At 67.4% G+C, this 11244-nt stretch carries 11 protein-coding genes; 8 read left to right on the top strand and 3 right to left on the bottom strand.

Features of this window, described 5'->3' with window-relative positions:
* From IEY89_RS29055 to dnaA, 3 genes are all read right to left on the bottom strand, one after another.
* Positions 1-514, bottom strand: a 514-nt coding sequence (locus tag IEY89_RS29055; protein WP_229695462.1) for an NAD(P)-binding domain-containing protein, incomplete at its 3' end; no start/stop codon positions are given.
* A gap of 164 nt (positions 515-678) precedes the next feature.
* Positions 679-1809: a DNA polymerase III subunit beta gene (dnaN, locus tag IEY89_RS29050; RefSeq protein ID WP_105970234.1), complete on the bottom strand. Its 1131-nt coding sequence runs from the start codon at positions 1807-1809 to the stop codon at positions 679-681.
* A 923-nt stretch (positions 1810-2732) separates the two neighbouring features.
* A complete protein-coding gene (gene dnaA, locus IEY89_RS29045; RefSeq protein WP_189150481.1) occupies positions 2733-4577 on the bottom strand; it encodes a chromosomal replication initiator protein DnaA in 1845 nt (614 codons plus the stop codon).
* A 387-nt stretch (positions 4578-4964) separates the two neighbouring features.
* Between dnaA and rpmH the strand changes: the two genes are divergently transcribed.
* From rpmH to IEY89_RS29005, 8 genes are all read left to right on the top strand, one after another.
* Positions 4965-5102: a 50S ribosomal protein L34 gene (gene rpmH / locus IEY89_RS29040; RefSeq protein WP_006381191.1), complete on the top strand. Its 138-nt coding sequence runs from the start codon at positions 4965-4967 to the stop codon at positions 5100-5102.
* Positions 5103-5123: 21 nt separating this feature from the next.
* Positions 5124-5495, top strand: a complete 372-nt coding sequence (gene rnpA / locus IEY89_RS29035; RefSeq protein WP_189150480.1) for a ribonuclease P protein component — start codon at positions 5124-5126, stop codon at positions 5493-5495.
* Positions 5492-5845 (top strand): membrane protein insertion efficiency factor YidD, encoded by a 354-nt coding sequence (gene yidD, locus IEY89_RS29030; protein WP_164315877.1) that lies wholly within the window; start codon positions 5492-5494, stop codon positions 5843-5845. Before rnpA ends, yidD begins: the two co-directional genes overlap by 4 nt.
* A 3-nt stretch (positions 5846-5848) precedes the next feature.
* Entirely contained in the window at positions 5849-7135 is a 1287-nt protein-coding gene (gene yidC / locus IEY89_RS29025; protein WP_189150479.1) for a membrane protein insertase YidC, read from the top strand.
* Positions 7136-7150: 15 nt separating this feature from the next.
* Positions 7151-7666: a Jag family protein gene (locus IEY89_RS29020; protein WP_189150478.1), complete on the top strand. Its 516-nt coding sequence runs from the start codon at positions 7151-7153 to the stop codon at positions 7664-7666.
* 182 nt (positions 7667-7848) lie between these two features.
* Positions 7849-8565 carry a 16S rRNA (guanine(527)-N(7))-methyltransferase RsmG gene (gene rsmG, locus IEY89_RS29015; protein WP_189150477.1) on the top strand — a complete coding sequence of 239 codons (717 nt, stop codon included), beginning with the start codon at positions 7849-7851 and terminating at the stop codon, positions 8563-8565.
* A gap of 281 nt (positions 8566-8846) precedes the next feature.
* A complete protein-coding gene (locus IEY89_RS29010; RefSeq protein ID WP_189150489.1) occupies positions 8847-9920 on the top strand; it encodes an AAA family ATPase in 1074 nt (357 codons plus the stop codon).
* Positions 9917-11017 carry a ParB/RepB/Spo0J family partition protein gene (locus IEY89_RS29005; RefSeq protein WP_189150476.1) on the top strand — a complete coding sequence of 367 codons (1101 nt, stop codon included), beginning with the start codon at positions 9917-9919 and terminating at the stop codon, positions 11015-11017. Before IEY89_RS29010 ends, IEY89_RS29005 begins: the two co-directional genes overlap by 4 nt.
* Positions 11018-11244 lie beyond the last annotated feature (227 nt).

Here is an 11244-nt window from a genome sequence, read left to right as displayed (position 1 = left end):
ACTCGATGCCGTTGTGGACCATCTTCGAGAAGTGCCCGGCGCCCACCTTGCCCGCGTGGACCGCGCCGAAGTCGCCCTTGGGCTTGAGGGCGTCGAAGACCGGCTGCACCTTGGCGATGTGCTCGGGGTCGCCGCCGTACATCAGCGCGTAGCCGTTCTCCAGGCCCCAGACGCCGCCGGAGACACCGCAGTCGACGAAGCCGATGCCCTTGGCCGCCAGCTCCTCGGCGTGCTTCTCGTCGTCCGTCCAGCGCGAGTTGCCGCCGTCCACGACGACGTCACCGGGCTCAAGGAGCTCCGCGAGCTCGTCGACGGTGGACTGGGTCGGGGCGCCGGCCGGGACCATCACCCACACCACCCGCGGGGCCCTGAGCCCGTCCACAAGCTCCTTGAGGCTGTGGACATCGGCGACGTCCGGGTTGCGGTCGTATCCGATGACGGTGAGACCTGCGCGGCGGATCCGCTCGCGCATGTTGCCGCCCATCTTGCCGAGGCCGACGAGACCGAGCTCCATCAGTTGTTCCTTAGGTTGCGTCGTGGCATGAGGGCACTCCTGTCGCTCGTGCCCACGTCCGAGCCTAAACCCGGACGCTCACGCACACCTGTGGGCATACGCGCTCAAACGTATGCCCCCACCTGCGGTGTTCCTTGTCGGAGGCGATCAGCCGCTCAGAAGGCTCAGCCGCTCAGGCGGACCGGCATGATCAGGTACTTGTACGCCTCGTCCGCCTCCGCGTCCACGGCCGGCTTGCCACTGAGCAGCGCGGGCTTCGTCGACGTCGTGAAGGAGAGCTGGGCGACCGGGGAGTCGATGGCGCTCAGACCGTCCAGCAGGAACGTCGGGTTGAAGGCGATCGAGACGTCGTCGCCCTCCAGCTGGGCGTCGACCCTTTCCACAGCCTGTGCGTCGTCGCTGGAACCGGCCTCCAGGATGAGCACCCCCTGCTCGAAGCTGAGCCGCACCGGGGTGTTCCGCTCGGCCACCAGGGCCACACGCTTGACGGCCTCCACGAAGGGGGCGGTCTCGATCACGGCGATGGAGTTGAACTCCGTCGGGAACAGCGAGCGGTACTTCGGGAGGTCGCCCTCCAGCAGACGCGTCGTCGTGCGACGGCCGGCGCCCTCGAAGCCGATGAGGCCCTCGCCCGCGCCCGAGCCGGACAGCGCCAGGATCACGCTGTCGCCGCTCGTGAGCGCCTTGGCGGTGTCCAGGAGCGTCTTGGCGGGCACCAGGGCCACCGCGGACGCCTCCGGGTCCTCCGGCTTCCACAGGAACTCACGGACCGCGAAGCGGTAGCGGTCGGTGGACGCCAGGGTCACCCTGTCGCCCTCGATCTCGATGCGCACACCGGTGAGGACGGGCAGCGTGTCGTCACGGCCGGCCGCGATGGCCACCTGGGCGGCGGCGGAGGCGAAGACCTCACCGGGCACCGTGCCGGTCGCGGTGGGCATCTGCGGCAGCGCCGGGTACTCCTCCACAGGCAGTGTGTGCAGGGTGAAGCGGGACGAGCCGCACACCACCGTCGCCCGTACACCGTCCATGGAGATCTCCACCGGGCGGTTGGGAAGGGCGCGGCAGATGTCGGCGAGGAGCCGGCCGGACACCAGGACCGTCCCCTCCTCCTCGACCTCGGCCTCCACCGAGACCCGCGCGGAGACCTCGTAGTCGAAGCTCGACAGGCTCAGCTGGCCTTCCTCGGCCTTCAGCAGGAGGCCGGCGAGGACAGGGGCCGGCGGACGGGCCGGGAGGCTGCGCGCCGCCCAGGCAACTGCCTCCGCGAGTACGTCGCGTTCCACCCGGATCTTCACTGTTGCCGCCTCCTGCTGTTGCCGGCGCTTCTCGGCCTGCCTGGCTTCGTCGTCTGTCTCGGTGTCGTGGGTCCCTGTGCTGGGAAGGACACCGGGAACAGTCTGACGTACGGCACTGACAGTAGGTGCCCGTCGGGGTCAAGTCGTGACGAGGGGCAGCCGGGCTCCCGACAGCGAGTTGTGCACAGGACCCACTTCGAAACGGATTCCCAGCTCTCTCTAGTTGTCAGTAGTAGTAGGGGCTGTGGATACCGTGGATAACCCCGTTTTCGCAGCTCAGGCGGCAAATTTTGTCCACTGACCCTGTGGGTGGAGGCGGTGGATAACCCGGCCTCTCTGTGGAGAACAGAAAGTTCTGCACACCCCATGCACAGCCGGGGGCGACTTCTCCCCAGCGCCGTCCCCAGCTTTACCCACCTTTCCCACAACCCAACCAGACGCCTTGGTGTGACGCCTTTCACTCGACGTGGTGAGAAGGCGCGTTGTGTTGCCGAACAGTGGACAGGGGTGTGGAGAAGCCGGTGATCGCTGGGGACAACCGGCCGCAGCCTGTGGGCCGCCGGTGGACAACTCCGTGCACAGCCTGTGGATCATTTCTTTGTCCACAGCCTGTGGAGATCTTTTGTCCACCAATCCACAACCACCTGACCTGGTCTGATGGTCTATCACCAGCCTCGCCTGTGGACACAGTCTGGACAACTTCCCGGTCCCCAGGGTGTGGACGCGAAAAAGTCACCGAATTTGTGGAGGGTGGCCGTAACTCGGCGCGCATTCGAACAGTGGGTTGCGGCCCGGCAACGCTCGACGCGCGCAGAAACCGGCGGGGAACCGGTCGGCACCTTCTCCGGCAGCTGCCGGAGAACGCCGAAAGCGCCCTCGGGATGTGTCCCAGGGGCGCCTTCAGGGCTGTGACCGCGCTGCTGTCAGCCGTTCTTGATGCGGTTGGTCAGCTCGGTGACCTGGTTGTAGATGGAGCGGCGCTCGGCCATCAGCGCGCGGATCTTGCGGTCGGCGTGCATGACGGTCGTGTGGTCGCGGCCACCGAACTGCGCCCCGATCTTCGGCAGCGAGAGGTCCGTGAGCTCGCGGCACAGGTACATGGCGATCTGGCGGGCCGTGACCAGCTGACGGCCGCGTGAGCTGCCGCAGAGGTCCTCGACCGTGAGGCCGAAGTAGTCGGCGGTCGCCGCCATGATGGCCGGCGCGGTGATCTCGGGGGTCGAGTCCTCGCCGCCCGGGATCAGGTCCTTGAGGACGATCTCCGTGAGGCCGAGGTCCACCGGCTGCCGGTTGAGCGACGCGAACGCGGTCACCCGGATCAGCGCGCCCTCCAGTTCGCGGATGTTGCGCGAGATACGGGAGGCGATGAACTCCAGGACCTCCGGCGGGGCGTTGAGCTGCTCCTGGACCGCCTTCTTACGGAGGATGGCGATACGCGTCTCCAGCTCGGGCGGCTGGACGTCGGTGATCAGGCCCCACTCGAAACGGTTCCGCAGCCGGTCCTCCAGTGTGACCAGCTGCTTCGGCGGCCGGTCGCTGGACAGCACGATCTGCTTGTTGGCGTTGTGGAGCGTGTTGAAGGTGTGGAAGAACTCCTCCTGCGTCGACTCCTTGTCCGCGAGGAACTGGATGTCGTCGACGAGCAGGATGTCCATCTCGCGGTAGCGCTTGCGGAAGCTGTCGCCCTTGCCGTCACGGATGGAGTTGATGAACTCGTTGGTGAACTCCTCCGAGCTCACATATCGCACGCGCGTGCCGGGGTAGAGGCTGCGCGCGTAGTGCCCGATGGCGTGCAGCAGGTGTGTCTTGCCGAGTCCCGACTCCCCGTAGATGAAGAGAGGGTTGTACGCCTTCGCGGGTGCCTCGGCGACGGCGACGGCGGCGGCGTGGGCGAAACGGTTCGACGCGCCGATGACGAACGTGTCGAACAGGTATTTGGGGTTGAGGCGTGCGGTGGGCTCGCCGGGGCCCGGTGCCGGGGTCTGCCGCGACGCGGGCGAGCCGGGTGCGCCGCCGCCGGGTCGCACGGAGCCGCCAGGTCCGCCCCTGTGCCCGTGACCGCCGCCGGACGGGGAGTCCGACAGGTCGCGGCGGCCGTCGCGCTGTCCGTAGTCGCCGCGCTGCTGTTCGTACTCGGAGCGCTGCTGTTCGTACGGCGAGCGGTCGCGCGGGGGCTGCGGGCGGTAGTCGGAGGACGGTGACGCGTACGGGTCGCGCTCCGGGAAGCCGAGCCGCGGCTGCTGCCAGCCGTAGTCGTCCTGGGTCGGCCGGGGCCAGGCGCCGGGCTCGGGGCGCTGGTACTCGGACGGGTAGGCGGGGCGGGCGGTGGGGAGCTGGTCCGCGTGAGAGGGTTGCTGGCCGTCGCGCGTCTGAGGGCGATCGTCGGCGCGGTGGCGGCCGTACCCCTGGTACGGGTCGCGGGCCGGCGAGAGCTCGGAATCCTCGTAGCGCGACTGCGGCGGGGCGGGGGGCGCGGGCGGGTGCTGCTCGCCGACGGAGTCGTCCACGGTGATCGCGATGCGGATCGGCCGCCCGCACTCACGGCTGAGCGTCTCGCTGACGATCGGTGCGAGGCGGCCTTCGAGCACGCCTTTCGCAAACTCGTTCGGTACGGCGAGCAGTGCGGTGTCCGCGACCAGGGCCAGCGGCTGGCAGCGCCTGATCCAGCGCTCGTCCTTCACCTCGACGCCCTGCCCGCGGCCCTCACCGAGGAGTTGTTCCAGCACTCGTGGCCACACTGCGGCAAGATCGGCAGGTACGTCAGCCACAGGGCACGCTCTCTCACGGGTCCCACGAACGTGTGGTTCTGGGACGTATCGGGATGTACTTCGGGTGGGACGGGCGATAGGGAGTCCGGCCACGGTAGTCAGGGCGACGGGTGCGGTTCAAGTTGTTGTCCCCAGCCTGTGGATAGTGTCTCGCCCCGGGTGCTGGTTTGACCGGATGGCGTAGCCCCGCGTACCGTGACCAGGTCGAGTTGTCGATGGCTGCTGCCGCCTGCCTCCGATGGGCATAGATCACGTACGAGTGCTCCTACCAGGGCATCCTTCAGTGATCGGGAGCGGTGCAATCGGGCGTAAGCGAGCTACTCGTGGGCGCACGGTGACAGCCAAGACGGCACCCCGGTATCTACCGATTCTTTCTGGAGCCCCCGAGTGAGCAAGCGCACCTTCCAGCCGAACAACCGTCGCCGCGCGAAGACCCACGGCTTCCGCCTGCGGATGCGTACCCGTGCCGGTCGCGCGATTCTCGCGAACCGCCGTGGCAAGGGTCGCGCGAGCCTGTCCGCCTGATTCTGATCAGGTCATGACGTCGTGCTGCCTACCGAGCATCGGCTGAGGCGGCGCGAGGAATTCGCGACCGCGGTACGGCGGGGCCGCCGGGCCGGCCGTCCGCTCCTCGTCGTCCATCTTCGTAGCGGTACCACGGACCCGCACGCGCCTGGGGAGAGCGCTCCCCCGACGCGTGCGGGTTTCGTCGTCAGCAAGGCTGTCGGCGGCGCGGTCGTCCGCAACAAGGTGAAGCGCAGGCTTCGCCACCTGATGCGCGATCGAGTCGCCGAGCTGCCCCCCGGTAGCCTGGTAGTCGTACGAGCGTTGCCCGGTGCGGGCGACGCCGACCATGCACAGCTGGCCCGAGACCTGGACGCCGCTCTGCAGCGGCTGCTGGGAGGGGGCGCGCGATGAAGTACCCGCTGCTGGCCCTGATCAAGCTGTACCAGTGGACGATCAGTCCGCTGCTCGGGCCCGTGTGCAAGTACTACCCGTCGTGCTCCCACTACGGCCATACGGCCATCGACCGGCACGGTGCGGTCAAGGGGACGGCACTGACCGCCTGGCGCATCCTGCGGTGCAACCCGTGGTCGCTCGGCGGTGTGGACCATGTCCCGCCGCGCAAGCGTCCGCGGTGGCACGAAATGCTGCGCAACACCTGGCATGCACGCAAGGGCGGGACCTCCGCCGCCGGCGCGGCCATCGAGGGACAGAACCCTTCGAGTCCGGCCGCCGAGACCCCGTCCCATGTCCAAGGAGCATGATTAGTGGACACGATTGCCAGCATTTTCAGCTTCATCACGACACCCGTTTCCTGGGTCATCGTCCAGTTCCACAGTGTGTACGGCGCGATCTTCGGCCCTGACACCGGCTGGGCCTGGGGCTTGTCCATCGTGTCCCTGGTGATCCTGATCCGCATCTGCCTGATCCCGCTCTTCGTGAAGCAGATCAAGGCGACCCGGGCCATGCAGACGCTGCAGCCCGAGATGAAGAAGATCCAGGAGCGCTACAAGAACGACAAGCAGCGCCAGTCCGAAGAGATGATGAAGCTGTACAAGGAGACGGGCACCAACCCGCTCTCCTCGTGCCTTCCCATCCTGGCGCAGTCGCCGTTCTTCTTCGCCCTCTACCACGTGCTCAACAGCATTGCGTCGAACGACACCATCGGTGTGATCAACAAGAGCCTGCTGGAGAGCGCGCAGAAGGCACACGTCTTCGGCGCCCCGCTGGCCGCGAAGTTCACCGACAGCGCGGACAAGGTCTCGGCGCTGGACGCTTCGCTGACCACCGTGCGTATCGTCACCGCGATCATGATCGTCCTGATGTCGGCGTCGCAGTTCTACACGCAGCGCCAGCTGATGACGAAGAACGTCGACACCACGGTGAAGACGCCGTTCATGCAGCAGCAGAAGATGCTGATGTACGTCTTCCCGATCATGTTCGCCGTCTTCGGCATCAACTTCCCGGTCGGTGTCCTCGTCTACTGGCTGACCACCAACGTGTGGACCATGGGCCAGCAGATGTACGTCATCCGCAACAACCCGACCCCGGGCAGCACGGCACAGGCCGCCTACCTGGAGCGCCTTCACAAGCACGTCACGCAGCACGGCAAGACGCGCAGCCGCGGTGAGCGTGCCATCGTGAAGGCCATCGTCGCCAAGGGCCGCGACCGCAACGAGTTCGAGCGCAAGTTCATCAACGGTCTGAACAAGGCGGGCCTCGCCGCTCAGCCCGACGGCACGGTGACGAAGGGTGTGAACCCGGAGGTCGCCGAGACCGAGGACGGTACGCCCGCCACCGGCGCAGCCAAGCGCCAGCAGCCCAAGCGTCAGAGCAAGTCCCAGCGTCAGTCCGGCGCCAGGTCGGCAGGCGGGTCCGAGCCGGAGACTCCCACGACGTCGCTGATCAAGTCGGACGAGCCCGACGACGCCAAGCCGGACGGAGGAGCCGCCAAGCCGGCCGCTTCCAAGACTGGTTCCGGTACCGCCCGCAGCAAGGCCCAGTCCGGACAGCGCAAGGGTCCGCAGCGCCCCAAGTCCCCGTCCAAGAAGTAAGAAGGAGTCCATCCCGTGACGGAAGGCACCATCACCTCCGCCGCAGCCGAGGGTGTCGACACCCTGTCCCGCCTGGAGCAGGAGGGCGAGATCGCGGCGGACTACCTCGAGGGTCTGCTGGACATCGCCGACCTCGACGGCGACATCGACATGGACGTCGAGGCCGACCGCGCCGCTGTCTCGATCATCAGTGACGCGGGCAGCCGCGACCTGCAGAAGCTGGTCGGCCGGGACGGCGAGGTACTGGAGGCCCTCCAGGAGCTCACGCGCCTGGCGGTACACCGGGAGACCGGGGACCGCAGCCGGCTGATGCTCGACATCGCGGGCTACCGAGCCAAGAAGCGTGAGGAGCTCTCGGAGCTCGGCGCCAAGACCGCGGCCGAGGTCAAGAGCTCCGGCGAGCCCGTCAAGATGAAGCCTATGACGCCGTTCGAGCGCAAGGTCGTGCACGACGCGGTGAAGGCCGCCGGTCTGCGCAGCGAGTCCGAGGGCGAGGAGCCCCAGCGCTTCGTCGTCGTCCTTCCCGCCTGATCGGTACGTAGGTCCCTCCGGCCCCGTCTGTTGCGCAGACGGGGCCGAACTTTGTCAGCCTGTAGTTCCCGGCAGCTGTTGATCCCCTGTTCGTCCCCCTGTGGTCTTCGACAGCTCCAGTCCCTGTAGTCCTGGTGATCAGCGCCCAGTGGCGCTCATGCGGTACGGAAGGACGGTTCCCCGTGACGGAGGCAGCGGAGCTCCCCCCGGCGCCCGAGCAGGCGCGCGAGGTGTTCGGCGATCGCTTCGCGGACGCGGTCCGATACGCGGAACTGCTCGCCGAGGCGGGTGTGCAGCGCGGACTGATCGGCCCGCGTGAGGTGCCCCGCCTGTGGGAGCGGCACCTGTTGAACTGTGCGGTGCTCTCCGAGGTGGTGCCGGAGAACGTGACGGTGTGCGATGTCGGCTCGGGCGCCGGTCTGCCCGGCATTCCGCTGGCCCTGGTCCGGGAGGACCTGAAGATCACGCTGCTCGAACCTCTGCTGCGCAGGACCAACTTCCTCAGCGAGGTCGTCGAGCTGCTGGGCCTCGACCACGTGACGGTCGTCCGTGGCCGTGCGGAAGAGGTCATGGGGACGCTCCAGCCGGTCCATGTGGTGACGGCACGTGCTGTGGCCCCGCTGGACCGTCTGGCCACCTGGGGCATTCCTCTGCTGCGTCCGTATGGGGAGATGCTGGCGCTCAAAGGGGACACCGCCGAGGATGAGCTGAAGGCTTCAGCCACCGCGTTGAGCAAGCTCGGGGCGGTCGAGACGTCCATCCTGCATGTCGGTGAGGGAGTGGTGGACCCGCTGTCGACCGTCGTGCGGGTTGTGGTCGGGGAGAGCCCCGGTGGAGTGCGGTTCGCGGCGAAGCGGGCCAAGGCTGCCCGGACGGGACGGGCGCGACGTCGGCGCTGAACTTCGCGTTCGTTGATCCGTCCTGACGACGAGACGTACTCCACACAAGCTGCCTAACCTACGCATCTCGGAGTGTCGCGCGGCCAGAGAGCTCGCAGCTGGGCATCTTGTTTCACGTGAAACGTCGCTCACTGCTGCACGGCATCATCAGCCGCGGCCGGGCCGCGGCCGCACCCCGCGACCGAAAGCCTCTCCGTTCACCCGGAGAGGTAACGGAGTTGTCCACAGAGGTGGATTTCTCCACAGAACCCCAGGCCTCACTGGTTCACGACCCCGAAGACATGGCAGGCTCTGTTCATTGCGAGCCTGAAGTCGAGGAGAGTGAATCCTTGCGGTCCAACGCCAACATCGCGGGACCGATGACCGATCCGGTCCCCGGTCCCCGAACCGAGTCGATTGGGGAGGATGTTTCACGTGAAACACCACCCCCGATGGACGACACTCCCATCGGTCGTGCTGCCCAATTGGCGGTGGAGGCTCTGGGGCGGGCCGGCGAAGGCCTGCCACGGCCGGAGCGGACCCGTGTCATGGTGGTCGCCAACCAGAAGGGCGGAGTGGGGAAGACGACGACAACCGTCAACCTCGCCGCCTCGCTGGCCCTGCACGGGGCTCGCGTCCTGGTCGTGGACCTCGACCCTCAGGGCAACGCTTCCACGGCGCTGGGGATCGACCATCACGCCGATGTTCCTTCCATCTACGACGTGTTGATCGACAGCAGGCCACTCTCGGAAGTCGTTCAGCCGGTCCCCGACGTCGAGGGCCTCTTCTGCGCGCCCGCCACGATCGATCTCGCCGGTGCGGAGATCGAGCTGGTGTCGCTGGTGGCACGAGAGAGCCGGCTTGAGCGAGCGATCCAGGCGTATGAGCAGCCTCTGGACTACATCCTCATCGACTGCCCGCCCTCGCTCGGCCTGCTGACGGTCAACGCGCTGGTCGCCGGCGCCGAGGTGCTCATCCCGATCCAGTGCGAGTACTACGCGCTGGAAGGCCTGGGCCAGCTGCTGCGCAACGTCGATCTGGTCCGGGCCCACCTGAACCGAGACCTTCAGGTAACGACGATCCTGCTCACCATGTACGACGGCCGGACGCGCCTCGCGTCCCAGGTCGCGGACGAGGTGCGCAACCACTTCGGCGACGAGGTGCTGCGGACGAGCATTCCGCGCTCGGTCCGCATCTCCGAGGCGCCGAGCTATGGACAGACGGTGCTCACCTACGATCCAGGATCGAGTGGTGCCCTGTCCTACCTTGAGGCGGCCCGGGAAATCGCATTGAAGGGTGTCGGCGTCAGCTATGACGCGCAGCACGCCCACATCGGCGCACAGAGCGAACAAAGCATCGTGGAGGGAAACCAGTGAGCGAGCGACGGAGGGGGTTGGGCCGTGGTCTCGGCGCACTGATCCCATCTGCACCGACCGGAGACAGGCCGACGCCACCCGCGATGGGGGGCACCGCCTCCACCTCACCGGCTGCGGTTCCCGTACTCATGGCCGAGCGCGGAGTGGCCGCGGCGAGGGTGGCCACGCTGCCGCCTGTTTCACGTGAAACAGAGGATGCCTCCTCGAACGAATTCGGGGAGGTCCCGGCGCCTCCCATCGGTGCCCACTTCGCTGAGCTTCCCATCGACTCCATCACGCCGAACCCACGACAGCCACGTGATGTGTTCGACGAGGACGCGCTGGCGGAGCTGGTCACCTCCATCAAGGAGGTCGGTCTCCTCCAGCCCGTCGTCGTGCGGCAGGTGGGTGCCACCAGCTACGAGCTCATCATGGGCGAGCGGCGCTGGCGGGCCTGCCGTGAAGCGGGCCTTGAAGCGATCCCGGCGATCGTGCGGGCCACGGAGGACGAGAAGCTCCTCCTGGACGCGCTGCTGGAGAACCTCCACAGGGCTCAGCTGAACCCGCTGGAAGAGGCGGCGGCCTACGACCAGTTGCTCAAGGACTTCCACTGCACGCACGATCAGTTGGCGGACCGGATCGGCCGTTCCCGGCCGCAGGTCTCCAACACCCTGCGTCTGCTGAAGCTCTCGCCGGCGGTCCAGCGACGTGTCGCCGCCGGAGTCCTCTCCGCCGGGCACGCCCGCGCGCTTCTCTCCGTGGACGACTCGGAGGAGCAGGACCGGCTGGCTCACCGGATTGTGGCCGAGGGACTCTCGGTACGGGCCGTCGAGGAGATCGTGACCCTGATGGGTTCGCGGCCGACGGCGGCGACGAGGTCCAAGGGGCCACGAGCCGGCGCTCTGGTGTCTCCGGCACTGACCGATCTCGCCGGTCGGCTCTCGGACCGCTTCGAGACACGGGTGAAGGTCGACCTGGGGCAGAAGAAGGGCAAGATCACTGTCGAGTTCGCCTCGATGGAAGACCTTGAGCGCATCCTCAGCTCTCTCGCCCCGGGCGAGGGGCCGGTTCTCCAGAAGAGTCTTCTGGACGACGACTCCGAGGACTCGGAGGACTGAGAGCTTGGCCGGCTCGAGCAATTTCCGCTCGATCGGCGACAGGAGCGGGTCGTGTCCGGTGTCACTGGACACGACCCGCTCTTTGCTTGCAGGCGGTATCGATGCGATCGCTTCGTGGATACGATGCGGTCGGGAAGGCGAATCCACCTGGCAGCACCTCTGATTGGAGAGGCGGGGGCCATGCGAACGGTGAGCCGCACCGGTCTCGTGAGCGCGGGTCTGGGCCT

The organism is Streptomyces lacrimifluminis (genome assembly GCF_014646095.1).
Lineage (GTDB): Bacteria > Actinomycetota > Actinomycetes > Streptomycetales > Streptomycetaceae > Streptomyces > Streptomyces lacrimifluminis.
Note: the sequence above shows the minus strand (reverse complement) of the source record. Positions and strands in the feature narration are given on the sequence as shown.